The sequence below is a fragment of the Rhizobium sp. A22-96 genome (assembly GCF_053521805.1).
Map to the genome: position 1 here is coordinate 98299 of NZ_JBNWDQ010000011.1, position 12576 is coordinate 110874.

General features: G+C 61.0%; 11 protein-coding genes. 7 read left to right on the forward strand and 4 right to left on the reverse strand.

The window, feature by feature from the left end; all coding sequences use genetic code 11:
* Positions 1–100: 100 nt before the first annotated feature.
* The 7 genes from ACQZ6F_RS32870 (at position 101) to ACQZ6F_RS32900 (ending at position 8948) form a co-directional block, all read left to right on the forward strand.
* Positions 101–1252: a hypothetical protein gene (locus ACQZ6F_RS32870; RefSeq protein WP_449096132.1), complete on the forward strand. Its 1152-nt coding sequence runs from the start codon at positions 101–103 to the stop codon at positions 1250–1252.
* 116 nt (positions 1253–1368) lie between these two features.
* Positions 1369–2043, forward strand: a complete 675-nt coding sequence (locus tag ACQZ6F_RS32875) for a response regulator transcription factor (RefSeq protein WP_077472172.1) — start codon at positions 1369–1371, stop codon at positions 2041–2043.
* Positions 2040–3377, forward strand: coding sequence for a sensor histidine kinase (locus tag ACQZ6F_RS32880; RefSeq protein ID WP_449096133.1), 1338 nt, complete (start codon positions 2040–2042; stop codon positions 3375–3377). The genes ACQZ6F_RS32875 and ACQZ6F_RS32880 overlap by 4 nt, the downstream gene beginning before the upstream one ends.
* Before the next feature lie 266 nt (positions 3378–3643).
* Positions 3644–4273, forward strand: coding sequence for an outer membrane protein (locus ACQZ6F_RS32885; RefSeq protein ID WP_449096134.1), 630 nt, complete (start codon positions 3644–3646; stop codon positions 4271–4273).
* Positions 4274–4410: 137 nt separating this feature from the next.
* Positions 4411–5538, forward strand: a complete 1128-nt coding sequence (locus tag ACQZ6F_RS32890; RefSeq protein WP_449096135.1) for an efflux RND transporter periplasmic adaptor subunit — start codon at positions 4411–4413, stop codon at positions 5536–5538.
* Between the two features lie 9 nt (positions 5539–5547).
* Positions 5548–8676, forward strand: a complete 3129-nt coding sequence (locus ACQZ6F_RS32895) for an efflux RND transporter permease subunit (RefSeq protein ID WP_449096136.1) — start codon at positions 5548–5550, stop codon at positions 8674–8676.
* Positions 8673–8948 carry a hypothetical protein gene (locus tag ACQZ6F_RS32900; protein WP_449096137.1) on the forward strand — a complete coding sequence of 92 codons (276 nt, stop codon included), beginning with the start codon at positions 8673–8675 and terminating at the stop codon, positions 8946–8948. The genes ACQZ6F_RS32895 and ACQZ6F_RS32900 overlap by 4 nt, the downstream gene beginning before the upstream one ends.
* Positions 8949–9020: 72 nt before the next feature.
* Here the strand turns inward: ACQZ6F_RS32900 and blaOXA are convergent, their stop codons facing one another.
* From blaOXA to olsE, 4 genes are all read right to left on the reverse strand, one after another.
* Complete coding sequence (gene blaOXA, locus ACQZ6F_RS32905) at positions 9021–9824, reverse strand: class D beta-lactamase (RefSeq protein WP_449096138.1); 804 nt, start codon at positions 9822–9824, stop codon at positions 9021–9023.
* Positions 9825–9836: 12 nt separating this feature from the next.
* On the reverse strand, positions 9837–10574 hold the full coding sequence (locus ACQZ6F_RS32910; protein WP_449096139.1) for an SIMPL domain-containing protein: 738 nt from the start codon (positions 10572–10574) through the stop codon (positions 9837–9839).
* Positions 10575–10613: 39 nt separating this feature from the next.
* A complete protein-coding gene (locus ACQZ6F_RS32915) occupies positions 10614–11000 on the reverse strand; it encodes a hypothetical protein (protein WP_449096140.1) in 387 nt (128 codons plus the stop codon).
* An 81-nt stretch (positions 11001–11081) separates the two neighbouring features.
* Positions 11082–11978: an ornithine lipid hydroxylase OlsE gene (gene olsE, locus ACQZ6F_RS32920; RefSeq protein WP_449096141.1), complete on the reverse strand. Its 897-nt coding sequence runs from the start codon at positions 11976–11978 to the stop codon at positions 11082–11084.
* Between the last annotated feature and the right edge of the window lie 598 nt (positions 11979–12576).

Consider the following 12576-nt stretch of genomic DNA (forward strand, 5'->3'; position numbering starts at 1 on the left):
CAAGGCGATGGGCCGACTCTGATGACCTAACGATCATCGGAACAGAACCGTGCTTCAACGACTTCAACGCAACGCGCGATGGCCTTTTGTCGGGCTTCAATTGAGCAACGTGGCCCTGAATTTCAGCCATGCCTTTGCGACGGTGCTCTATCCCTGGATCATGTATGATCTCACCGGCAGCGTGGTCTGCATGGCGCTGATGGCGTTCATCAACGGCGGCGTTCTTCTGATCGGCATGGCGTTCGGCGGCTATGTGGCGGAGATGCTCGGCATCCGCCATACAGCGCTTATTTCCGCAAAAATCGGCGCGCTGACGTCGCTGCTGATTGCCGCGCTCTATACCGCCGATTTTCTCAGCCCCGGCACTCTCCTGTTTCTCAGCCTTCTAAGCTCCATCCTCGATGGGCCGGCGACGGTGGCGACCGAAGTGAAGGTTCCTGAAATTGCCCGGCTTTCGGGACTGTCGAAGACCGATGCGAATTCCATCGACGATATGATCGACGGCCTCGTGCTGCTCACGGCCTCGGCAGCCAGCGCCTTCATCATCGCCGCCATAGGTTCGAAAGATGCCGCATGGTGGATCACGATCTGCAACTTTGCCGCCATGATGCTTCTGTCGTTCAGCCTGCCGAAATTTCGGCTGCGGGCAGCGCCGCACTTGCTTGACATCATCGTTGCGGGAAGACGATTCCGCGGTGCGGCCACTTCGCTGCCGCTGGCGCTTTGCGCGAGTGCCGCGCTCGGCTTTTTCATGACGCTGCAGATTTTCCTCGTGCCGGCAGCCTTGCGGCTGCAGGGCGAGTCCGTAGCTTGGCTCGGCATCTTCATTGCGGCATCGGCCACGGGCACGATCATGATGAACCTGCACCTGGCATCCCGCCAGGACAGGCCCGCGCCGGCCTCCACCGTTTCCAGAGCCTTCCTGGGACTGGCGCTCGCAACGGGACTGATGTGGATCGAGATTTCGCCGCTAACGATGATATTTGCCGGCCTTGTCGCGGGATTGGCGAACGGCTGGCTCTCGCCCGCTTTCGTGGCGATCCTCCAGGTGAAGGCGCCGCGCGATATCAGGCCCCATGTGATGGGCCTTTCCTATTCCGTCGTTCTGTTGTTTCTGCCGCTCGAATACATGCTGACCGGCGTGGCCATCGGCCTCACATCCTTCAAGACGACCTGCATTCTCGCAATATTCCTCTTGTCCCTGGCAGCGGCCGTCAGCGCCGCATGGCTGGAATGCATTGAGAATGATTAGCCGGAAATAGACCGGGCAAAGGCCGACAATGCGAGAAGCGCCCCATAGCGCGCAATGATGCCGCAATGTTCATCGCTATGTCTTGAACGAAATGTACCGCCTTAGAAAGGGAAACAATGCGCCTCTTGCTCGTGGAAGATGAGCCGCAGATGGCAGATGCGCTTGCGACCGCGCTGCATCAGTACGACATCATCGTCGATAACGCGCCGACCCTGGAATTTGCGAGAAACGCCGTCTCGGAACATGTCCATGACATGATCGTGCTCGACCGGCAATTGCCCGATGGGGACGGGCTCGAACTCATTCGGCACCTGCGTTCGATCGGCGCGACGATACCGGTCATCGTATTGACAGCCCGCGGCTCCCTCGCCGATCGCGTCAACGGCCTCGATCTCGGTGCGGACGACTATCTTTCAAAGCCCTTCGCCCTCGAAGAACTTCTGGCGCGCATCCGCGCCTTGATGCGTCGGCCGGCAAACGTGGCGCCGATGGTTGCCCGGCTTGGTCAGCTTGAATTCAGCCTCGATAACAGGGAGGCCCGGATATCAGGCAAACTGCTGGACTTGCCGAGGCGCGAGCTTCTCGTTCTGGAGACGCTGATCCGCCGGCAGGGCAGAACGGTCCTGCGTGCGGCGCTGGAGGAAGCCGTTTATGCCTTCGACGACGAAATCCAGTCGAATGCGCTCGATTCGCATGTATCGCGGCTTCGCAAGAAGCTCGCCGATGCGCAGGCAGGCGTGGAGATCCATGGCATTCGCGGGGTCGGCTATCTGTTGAGGCCAATCGCATGAAGCGTGCCCGGGCAAAATCGCTGAAGCGCCGGCTGATCGCGCAGCTTCTGCTCTTCCAGGTCGGCATCCTCCTTTTGTTCAGCGTGGCGTTCGTCGCCTACCTGATACAGGCGGGCGAAGGCATCGTTCTCTCCGATCCCGAGTTTGCTGATGCTGCCGGACGCGCAATCGAGCGCAAGGCCGACGGCCAGCTCGTTCTCAACGAGACGGACGAAATTGCCAAGCTGCGGCAAAATTCGGCGGACTTCTGGTTCGTCGCCCGCAGCGAAAAGGGTGAAATCATTCAGACCGGCAATGTGCCTGCGGTTTACGCCGCGATGGCGGAACACCTGGATCGCATAACCTTCGGCGATATCCGGGATACCAAACCACCCTTCTCCTATCTGGCCGTCATACGCAACACATCCGGCCCCGCGGGAAACTTTACCGTGATCGGCAAGGGTGATGTGTTCAGCATGACATATGCCATCTTGCTTCTCTCCAACCTGCTGATGGTGCCGATCCTTGTGCTGTTGGTCATTGTCACGATCGTCATCATTCCATGGATCGTGAGTAGGGCATTTTCCCGCCTGTCCACCGTCGCCAAGGAAGCCGAATCCATCGATATCGACCGGCGCGGTTACAGGTTGCCGGAAACGGGGATCCCGCGCGAAGTCATGCCGCTCGTCAATGCGATTAACGGTGCGCTTCAACGCCTCGATGAGGGGCATGAGCGCCATCAGCGCTTCATTCTCGATGCCGCGCATGAATTGCGCACCCCTGTCGCCATTCTGCAGACGCGCGTCGAGACGATCGTCGAGGGGCCCATCCGCAACCGGCTTCTGTCCGATGCCGGTCGCATCTCCGCACTTGCCGAACAACTGCTCGATCTGCAGCGTCTGGATGTCATCGGTGCGAACTTCTCGCCCGTCGATCTGGTGGACATATGCCGCGATGTTGCCGCCGACATGGCGCCTTTGGCCATCGCGCAGGGATATGACCTTTCGCTCGAGACAAGGCTCGACCGCCTGATTGTCCAGGGCGATGCCGGGGCGCTGCGCCGCGTCGTTTTCAACATCGTTCAGAATGCGATCGAGCATGGCGGCGGCAAGGGGAATATCACGATCAGGATCGACAGGCGCGCAATCATCGAGGTGACGGACGAAGGTCCAGGTGTGCCCGCTGCAGAGCGCGAGAGGATCTTCGAGCCCTTCCATCGCCTTCATCCGCATGAGCATGGGGCCGGCCTCGGGCTCAATCTGGTCAGCGAAATCATGCAGCGGCATGGCGGCAATGTCATCGTCTTGGATGGCCCGCAAGGCGGCGCCTGTTTTCGCCTGTCTTTCCCGAATTAACGGCTGGATGGATCTAATTTTCCTTAACAGATAGTTAAGTATTTCCCTTCAACCCTATAAAAATACTGAATAATTTTTCAATATTTTCGAATCCTGCAATGTACCCGCAATTCTCGCAGGCAAAATGATCCGCATCTCCTGAGACCGATCCGTTCCCAAGACGGGCGGCGCTGGAGACCAGCAGGAACCGGTTTCCGGTTCTCCAACGCAAATAGAGACCTTGCGAGCGCCTAGGGATGGCGCATGGGTTTCGTATGGAGTTATCAATGTCTCTCAGCGCAAAATCTTTCCTGTTCGCGGCTCTGGCCATTGCGGCCGCAGCCAACGCATCCGCGGCCGACCTCACGACCTATCAGGCTCCGGACGCCGGCTACGAACAGCCACCGGCCTTCAGCTGGGGCGGCGCCTATTTCGGCGCGCATGGCGGCGTTGCCTCGCCGAAGCTGAACCCTTTCGCCAGCGGCAAGGGTCTGACCGCCGGCGTACAAGCCGGCTACAATTTCCAGGTGGGGCCTGGCATCCTCGGTGCGGAACTGGAAGGCTCCTACCTCGGAAACAACGAAGTGAACGTTCCTAACGGCAAACTGGAAGAGCGCTTCCGCGGTGCCGCCAAGGCAAAGGCCGGCCTGACCTTCGACCGCACGCTGGTCTATGGGACGGCGGGTCTGACGATGACGAAATTCGACGGCGGAAGAGGCGTCTCCGGCCCGAGCGGCTGGAAGCAGGGCTACCTCTTCGGCGGCGGCATCGAGCAGGGCTTCGGCGGTGGATTATCGGCCAAGGTCGAATACAACTACGTCATGACCAATGATGTGTCGACGACGAGCTCCAGCGGCAGATCGAAGACCGATGTTCGCGACCACGTCATCAAGGCCGGTCTGAACTATCGCTTCTGACCGGCAGGTTCCGCAGACGTCGGCACGGCTTTCAAGCAAGCCGTGCCTGGCGGGGAGCGGCGAATGACGGCTAATCAAACCCCGAGCCAGCCGCTTCGCCGCTCTCACTTTTGAGACGACAGTCCAAGTTGGATGCCATGACCAGTCGCATCACGAAAATAACGATCATCCTGGCGCTGGTTGCGCTGGGCGTTGTAAGCGCCGTGATCGTGCCGGCCAGCCGTGACATCAGTGGCGCGGCCCAGATCACGCAGGCGCCAGCGGCCAAGACGATCGAGGTCGCCTCCATGGAGGTGATGCGGGTCCGTCGGCAGACCTACAGCCAGGAGCTTCGCATCAACGGCTTCATTCAGCCGGCCCGGCGCGTGACGCTGACTGCAAGATTGTCCGGGACGCTGGCATCCGTCGAGGCTGACGTGGGAACGACCGTGCGCGCCGGCGACGTCATCGCGCGCTTCGACACCGAAGCCCTGACGCTTTCGCTGAACAGGCTGGTCGCGACGACGGATGCCAAGGCGGCAACGCTTCTGCGGGCGCAGAAGGATCTTGAGCGCACGCGCAGCCTTGTCGCCACCGGAGGCGTCGCGCAGGCCAAGCTGACCGAGGTTGAGACCGACGTGGCGGTGCTGAAAGCGGAGCTGCGGGCGCTGCAGGCCGAACAGGCGGAAGCACAGCGCGCACTCAGCGACGCGGTCGTCACCGCACCTTTCGACGGCATCGTCAACTCCCGCAGGATCAATCCGGGACAGGCCGTATCGATCAATACCGAGCTGTTCGAGATCGTCGATATCGCGCAGCTGGACCTGGTCGCCCTCATTCCTCCGCAGGAGAGCGCCGGACTTTCGATCGGACAGACAGCGTCCATCAAGGTCGAGGGATTGCCGGACGAGGCTCTCCTGGCGCGGCTCGACAGGATCAGTCCCGCAACCCTCGACAATTCGCGATCGCTGCAGGTCTATCTGAGGCTCCAGCATGTCGTCCCCGGCCTTCGAGGCGGTATGTTCGGCCATGGCTCGCTGCAGATCGACAGCCATGACAACATTCTCGCCGTGCCCGCCGCCGCAATCATTACAGAAGGCGGCGAAACCCTTGTCCGGACGATCATCGATGGCGCCGTGCATCGACAGCCGGTCACCCTCGGCACGGCGAAAGTCGGCGAGGATCTCGTCGAGGTTCGAACCGGACTGAGCGAAGGCGATGCGGTCATAACCGTTCCGCTCCGGGACGCTGCCAACGGCACCTCCGTGAAGATCGCCGAGCGCTAGGGATCACCGATGTTTCTTGCCCGTATTTCCATTCAGCAGCCCGTTTTTGCGACCATGGTGATGGTCGCCATCGTCGTCCTGGGGATGACAGCCTGGTCGCGCCTCCCCGTGGACTTGCTGCCCTCCGTCGACTTGCCAGCCGTCGTCATCTCCACCAATTATGACGGCGCATCGGCGCTTGCCGTCGAGCAACAGGTCAGCCGACCCATCGAGGAAAGCATCGGCGCTATTGCCGGCGTCAAGAAGATCACCTCGAAATCATCGACGGGCAACTCCCTCGTCATCGCGGAATTTACGCTTGAAACGCCATCGAGAGCAGCAGCGGATGAGGTGCGCGACCGCATATCGCGGCTGCAGGATGTGCTTCCCGAGGGTGCGGATCGGCCGCTCGTCACGCGCTTCAATCCGCAGGACGCGCCGATCATGTCGCTCGCGGCCTTCTCCTCGGATCTTTCCCTTAGCCGGATGACGAAGATCGCCGACACGACGATCGTGCCCCGGCTGCGGCGGGTGCCCGGAGTGGGCCAGGTGACGCTTGTCGGCGGCAGTGAAGACCAGGTGCGAATCCAGCCAGACCCGGCCAAGCTGCTTTCCTTCGGCATTCCGATGCCGACGGTCATCGAAGCCATACAGCGGGCCACGCGCGACAGCGCCATCGGATCCATCGTCTCGTCGACGCGCGAGCGCAGCGTGACCGTCAGCGTGCAGCCGGGCAGCGTCAGGGATTTCGCCGATATCGTTATCACACAGGACAGCGCCGGTCGCCCGATCCGGCTCACGGAAGTCGCCGATGTGATGGAGGCCGGGGCCGACCCGAAGAGCCGGGCCTGGTTCAACGGCAAGCCTGCACTCGGCCTCGACATCAACAAGCTCGAAGGCGCCAACACCGTCGACGTTGCAAATGGCGTCGAGCGAGAGCTGGCTCAACTGAGGAAGGACGATGCGCTCAAGGATATCGGCATCGTCATATCGCAGGATAGTTCGCGAACGATTGTCGGACAGATCGGCAATGTCCAAAGGACCATCATCGAGGGTGGCGCACTGACCATCGCGATCGTCCTCCTGTTCCTGAACTCCTGGCGCTCGACCATCATCACGGCCCTCACATTGCCGGTCTCCGTCATCGGCACCTTCGCGGCCATGGCCGTTCTGGGCTTCAGCCTCAATCTCATGACCATGCTGGCGCTGTCGATCTGTATCGGCATCCTGATAGACGACGCGATCGTCGTCAGAGAAAATATCACTCGCCACGCTGCCATGGGCAAGGATCGCAAGCGGGCGGCGCTGGACGGCACATCGGAAATCGGCCTTGCGGTGCTTGCCACCACGCTGTCGATCGTCGCCGTCTTCCTTCCTGTCGCCTTCATGGGCGGGGTGATCGGCCGGTTCTTTCTGCAATTCGGCGTCACCGTCTCCGTCGCGGTGCTGATTTCGCTTTTCGTGTCCTTCACGCTCGACCCGATGCTTTCCAGCGTCTGGGCGGATCGTCCCTCGTCGGGCAAAAGAGGACGCCTTCAGGCGATGCTCGATCGCTTCGACCATGGCTTCGAAAGGATCGCACAGCGTTATGGCGGCATCGTCGGCTGGTGCCTTGCGCACCGGGCCGTGACCTCCCTTTGTGTTCTCGGGTTCTTTGCCGGAACTCTTTGCCTCATCCCGCGCATCGGCACGGAATTCGTGCCTAAATCGGATCAGGGCATGGTCGCGGTCGGCCTCACCTTGCCGGAGGGATCATCGGTCGAATATACCGCCTCCAAGATCAGGCAGGCCGAAACCATCCTGCGGCAATTTCCGGATATTCTCGATCTCTATTCGACCGTCAACAGCGGCGACGGCGCCAACACCAATGAGGCAAGAATTGCCGCTTCCATGGTGTCGGCGGACAAGAGAACGATGACATCCGTCGCGATCGCGCCGAAGCTGCGCGACGCCCTAAGCCCGCTCGCAGGCGCCACGGTCGAGGTGGGGCAGCCCGGAGAGATTTCCGGCGCCGAGGCAAAAACGATCCAGATATCGATCCTGGGCGGCGACCTGAACGTGCTGGAGCGCCTCTCGCTAGATATGAAGGCAAAGCTCGGCAAGGTCGCAGGGCTCATCGCTCTCGAATCCTCCGCCGACAAGAAACGGCCGATGCTGATGATCCGGCTTCGTGCCGAGCAGGCGGCCGATCTCGGAATTTCAACGGCGACGATCGAACGCAATCTTCGGCCGCTGGTGGCTGGCGAAAAGCTGACAAGCTGGGCTCATGGCGGCGACGAATCCCGTTATGTCGCCATTCGTTTGCCGGAAGCTGGCCGCCGGACGATCGAGGATCTCAGGCAAATTCCCATCCCCGTCGCAAGGGTCGGCGCAACGGGGCCCGCGACAACCGTGCCGCTGGCGCAAGTCGCCGATGTCTCGGAAACCCTCGCGCCACAGACGATCGTAAGGCGCGACGGGGATCGCGAGGTTCGCCTCTCCGCCAATCTCAGCGGCCAACCCCTCGGTGTCGTTGTCCGCGACATCCAGACCGTCATCGGCTCGATGGACCTGCCAGCTGGCTACCGCATCGCCATCGGCGGCGAGGCGGACGACATGATGGAAAGCTTCGGCTATGCGGCTCAGGCCCTGGTGCTCGCGGTCATCTTCATCTACCTCATCCTTGCCTCGCAATTCGGCTCCTTCGTGCAGCCGATCGCCATCATGACCAGCCTGCCGCTTTCGATCAGCGGCGTACTGGGCGGCCTTCTGCTAACCGGGTCCACCATCAACATCTTCTCGGTGATCGGCTTCATCATGCTGATGGGCCTGGTGACGAAAAATGCCATCCTGCTCGTGGATCACGCCAACAAGCGCCGCCAGGAAGGCGCCAGCATGCGACAAAGCCTGATTGATGCCGGCACGATCCGTTTCCGGCCGATCGTCATGACCACGTCGGCCATGATCATCGGCATGTTGCCGCTGGCGCTTGGCTTTGGCGAAGGCGGGCAGGAGCGTGCCTCCATGGCCCATGCCGTCATCGGCGGCCTCCTGTCGTCGACTGCGCTGACGCTTGTGTTCGTGCCGGTCGTTCTGTCCCTGATCGAAAGCTGCAGGACAATGCTAATGAGGCGAAAGGCCAGTCCGGAGACGGATAGAGCGGAGGATGTGCCCGCATGAGGACACAAGGCGCCTGGTTCCGCGTCAAGGCCTATGGCTATGGAGCAGGAGCAGGCCTGCCCTGCAGCTGGCAAGGCTGGGCGGCGCTGACGGCCTACGCCCTGGTCCTCGGAGCAGTCTTCGCCATGGGAGAAACATGGCGGGACGGCCATCCGGCGAGCTACGTGCTCGCGATCTTCATTCCGACGGCATTGCTGTTCCTGGTCAGCTGGTGGAAAAGCGACGCTCCATGGCGCTGGCGATGGGGCGGAGACAAGGGCGATGGAACGTGAATGCGCCAGGTGTCCAGGCCTTGCGAGAGCAAGTCCGTTTAAGCGTCCATGCTCCGGAAATGCCCGCGTCACTCATATCGCATCGGGTTTTGTGAAGAGATCGGCAAGAATGGCATCGCGCGCCCGTTTGCCGGCCGAGCCCGATATCTTCTGTTCCTCGCCGATCAGACGCGCAAAGACGATCTTACGATCTCCCCTGACCGCCCAGCCGACGAACCAGCCATACATCTTGAACCGGTCGCCACGAATGCCGATCCGCGACGACGGCATGGCGCCGGTCTTGCCGAAGGCATGCCAGCCGGATTGCTGCACCCCATAGTCGGCTATCCTTGTCGTCATGTCATAGGCCAGCTCGCTCACTCCCAGCTCCCGCCGCACCAACTTTCGCAGGAAGGCGAGCTGCTCGACAGGAGAGATCTTCAGTGACGATCCAAGCCAGGCATGCGTCAGGCCATCATGCTTGCCGGGATTGCCCGACACGTCGACGTTGCCGTAGTTGAATTGCTTCGTATAGGCCTGAAACTTGATGGGGCCGAGCGCCTCCGTGAGGCGCTGCGAATACCAGACGATGGATTTTTCCATCCAAAGACGTGGGGTCGCGCTATCTTCCCAAGTCGCCGGCCAATCCGAATAGCCCTTCACGAACGGCCAGACCGGCTTTGACTCGTCAGCCAGAACATGGGCATCGTAGCCCATGAGGCTCAGGGCCAGCTTGAAGGTCGATGCCGGTGACAGACGGCGGTCGCAATCCCCCTGTTTCAACAGGACCTTTCCGCTTTCGACATCCTCCACGACGGAGCAGATCGTCTCGGCTTGCGAAATTGCAGGCAGTGCAGCAAAGGCCACGGTCACCGCGGCGAGGCATATATGTCTCATGATGTTTTCCCCTTACCGTGCGACCAGGTAGGACACCGCGACGCGCGCCGTGATGACATTCTTGCCGGTTTCGATCGGCACGCCGGCGTCCGAACTGGCGGCACGCAGCCTTGCTTCCGTCGACGCATAGGGAAATATGGTCGCCGCGGGCTGATCTTCGATGGCGACGATCGGCCCGAGCCTGAGGCCCGAGGCCTGCGCCACGGCGCTGGCGCTTTTCGCTGCGGCGGCCACGGCATGCTTGCGCGCTTCATCGACAGCACCGGCAGCATCCTCCACGAGAAAATCGACCGAGCCGCCCTCGTTGACGCCACTCTTCAGGGCCACATCAAGGACATTTCCGACCTCGGCAACCTTGCGAACACGCACCATCAGCGTGTTGCGGGCATCATAGCCCGAGATGGTCGAGGAAGGCGCTGTGCCATCGGGCTTCGCCGTATAATCGAAACGCGGTGAGATCTGGAAATCCGCGCTCTGCATGTCGTCTCTCCCGATGCCCAGCGACACGAGCGCGGCGATGAGCTTGCGGGTCGCCTCCGTGGAGGCCGAAACCGCCTGGCTCGCCTCACCGGCCTGGCGCAATACCGTCAGGCGGACGACGGCGATATCCGGGCTGCGAAGAATCTGCCCCTCGCCGACGACGCGAATGAGGCCTGCGCCCTGGCCTATCATTTCCTCGGCCCGCGCGGAGGCGGCCAGAGCGATGGAAAGGCTGGCAATGGCAACTGCGATCATGGAACTACGCTTCATGTCCTGTGATCCTGCGACTGGAGGTATTCACGCCTGGGCCTATTCGCATTCGAGCGAAGGCTGCCGGAAGCTGGTCACGTACCAGTCCGATCCGGAGCTTCGGGTGTAGAAGGTGTAGAAACATTCCGTTCTCTCGACATAGCCGGGGGTCTCCGTGACCTCATAGCGGCTGCCGCGCCGTGTTTCCTTCACTTCGCCGGTGGATTGACCCGGCACCACCTGCGTCTTCTGCTTGCGCCACTGATAGGCCCGCTCGCCGGGGCGCAGATCATAGACATTGTCCGGCGGACCATAGTCGAGCATGACGCTGCTGATCGGCGCGCCGATATAGCTCTTCATGATTTGCGAGGCGCAGGCCGAGAGGACCAGCAAGACCGTCAAGGCGGCAATGCCGAGCGGGAACCGCTCGATGCGAATGGCAGACATCAGGAACGTCCTTTTGCAACTGAAGAGAGACCGCGGCAGGGGTACGTCGGCTGGATTACCGCAGCATTGCGGGAGACCGCATCAGCCGTCTTTTGTCGCGCGCCCAAGGATCTGGCGAATCCCATCCTTTCGGAAAGGCTGTGCCAATTGCCGCAGGAAGCCTTTGGCGATCTGGCCGCGAATGCCGATATCGGTTGAAGAGGGCCGGTCCGGATTAAAATAGGTGCCGAACAGCAGATCGAAGAACACGACGTTTTCGCCGTAATTCGTGTTGCCCTCACGGATATCCTTGGAATGATGCCAGCGATGCAGGCGCGGCGTGCTGAAGATATAGTCGAAGAAGCCGGTCCTCATGTCGACATTGCAATGGGTGAGAATGCCCATGAAGGCCGTGACGGCGCCGAGCCACCAGAACACTTCGAGCGGTGCGCCCATCAGATAAAGCGGGATCTGGCTGAGCGCGACCTTGAACAGCGAATCGGCAATATGAAAGCGCCCGGTATTGATGACCCAGAGGCGGGTCACGCTGTGGTGCAGGGCATGGAATCGCCAGAAGAAAAGCCTCTCATGGGCAATCCGGTGCGACCAGTAGAGCCCGAATTCAGCTATGACGACGGCCATAACCACCTGCAGAGGCATGGGTATCGCAGCCGGCCAGGCATCAAACCGCGCGCCGGCGAGAGGTTGCAGCACGGTCGCGGAGAGCATCGGAAAGACAACGGCCGCGAGCGCGACGATCTGCACCAGCCCCTTGGTCAAAAGCGTATGGGCAATATCGTTTGCCGTTTCCCCGTCCGCAAGCAGCCAGCGCCGCTCATAGGGGATGTAACGCTCGAGCAGGAAAAGTAAAAGTACTTCGCCGGCATAGACGAGAGCGAAGGCAAGCATGGGCCGCTCGCTCGAAAAAGCGAAATGGGCGCCCAGCAGGCCGGAAAAGAACACAAGCGGCCAGGATGAGAAGGACAGGATCGTCTTCATTGCCGATCCAGCCAGTCCAGCAATTCAGGGCAAGATCGGGCACGCCCATCGCTGAAGCGCCCATCGGTGCATGGGTTCACACGAGGCCGCCGTGGCCGGCGATCGTCATCCGGCCATTCGCGCCATCGATCCTGCCGCAATGCACGCCTGAGTTCCGCGCAGGTTCGCGGTCGCCCATCGCTGACGCGACCATCGGTGCAAGGGTCATATCGGTACTGGATGGAGAGAACAGGTGGCTCCTTGTATTCGGTGCCCGGCTGCTGCCCCGAGAGGCAGTGTCCGCCGGTCAGGACTACACAGGCCAACAGGAACGGTAATTGCATAACATCCGCCTTCGATTGATAGGACGGCGGCAATTTCCGCAGGCTGAATTGCGTGAGCATTGCGGTTTTCGGAAGAAATGCTCATTGGCTGTTTTGGGGTTGATGTGCCCCATTCTCACGTCCGCTTCCGTTTTGCATTGGAAGTTTGATGTTGCTTGAGGCAATACCCGAACAGAGCTCGAACGCGCCTCACCCTTCAGGTTATGGTGCTGAGGGACGATGAGCTACGATGGCCAGCGAAGAAGAAGTCTTCGCGTCAGCGATAGCTTTTGCAT

What these genes read in the sequence shown, in the direction of transcription:
- ACQZ6F_RS32875 (WP_077472172.1), top strand. Translation starts at nt 1,369, where the DNA reads ATGCGCCTCTTGCTCGTGGAAGATGAGCCGCAGATGGCAGATGCGCTT.
- ACQZ6F_RS32880 (WP_449096133.1), top strand. Translation starts at nt 2,040, where the DNA reads ATGAAGCGTGCCCGGGCAAAATCGCTGAAGCGCCGGCTGATCGCGCAG.
- ACQZ6F_RS32885 (WP_449096134.1), top strand. Translation starts at nt 3,644, where the DNA reads ATGTCTCTCAGCGCAAAATCTTTCCTGTTCGCGGCTCTGGCCATTGCG.
- ACQZ6F_RS32890 (WP_449096135.1), top strand. Translation starts at nt 4,411, where the DNA reads ATGACCAGTCGCATCACGAAAATAACGATCATCCTGGCGCTGGTTGCG.
- ACQZ6F_RS32895 (WP_449096136.1), top strand. Translation starts at nt 5,548, where the DNA reads ATGTTTCTTGCCCGTATTTCCATTCAGCAGCCCGTTTTTGCGACCATG.
- ACQZ6F_RS32900 (WP_449096137.1), top strand. Translation starts at nt 8,673, where the DNA reads ATGAGGACACAAGGCGCCTGGTTCCGCGTCAAGGCCTATGGCTATGGA.
- blaOXA (WP_449096138.1), bottom strand. Translation starts at nt 9,824, where the DNA reads ATGAGACATATATGCCTCGCCGCGGTGACCGTGGCCTTTGCTGCACTG.
- ACQZ6F_RS32910 (WP_449096139.1), bottom strand. Translation starts at nt 10,574, where the DNA reads ATGAAGCGTAGTTCCATGATCGCAGTTGCCATTGCCAGCCTTTCCATC.
- ACQZ6F_RS32915 (WP_449096140.1), bottom strand. Translation starts at nt 11,000, where the DNA reads ATGTCTGCCATTCGCATCGAGCGGTTCCCGCTCGGCATTGCCGCCTTG.
- olsE (WP_449096141.1), bottom strand. Translation starts at nt 11,978, where the DNA reads ATGAAGACGATCCTGTCCTTCTCATCCTGGCCGCTTGTGTTCTTTTCC.